This is a genomic window from Streptomyces sp. DH12 (assembly GCF_020873895.1).
GTDB lineage: Bacteria > Actinomycetota > Actinomycetes > Streptomycetales > Streptomycetaceae > Streptomyces.
Window position 1 is genome coordinate 1 of record NZ_JAHWGT010001759.1, and the last position, 379, is coordinate 379.

Sequence of the window (379 nt, forward strand, 5' to 3'; positions counted from 1 at the left end):
GTGGCGACCACCGTGTCCGACCGCAACGCCTCCCGCTCCCGCATGGCCAGCGCCAGCACGGCGAGGATCTGGTCCCCGTCGACCTCCTCCCCCGTGTGGTCGACGGCCAGGCACCGGTCGGCGTCACCGTCGTGCGCGATCCCCAGCGCGGCCCCGTGCTCGACGACGGCGGCCTTCAGCAGCGCGAGATGCGTGGACCCGCACCCGTCGTTGATGTTCAGCCCGTCCGGCTCGGCACCGATCGTCACGACCTCGGCCCCGGCCCGCCGGAACGCCTCGGGCGACACCTGCGACGCCGCCCCGTGCGCCTCGTCCAGCACGATCTTCAGCCCGTCGAGCCGGTTCGGCAGCACGTCCACGAGGTGGGCGACATACGTGT

Annotated in this window: 1 pseudogene; it reads right to left on the bottom strand. The window is 73.1% G+C overall.

Annotated elements, in window-relative coordinates:
• Positions 1-379, bottom strand: a pseudogene (locus tag LPA54_RS42095) (phosphoglucosamine mutase); the annotation flags it as partial.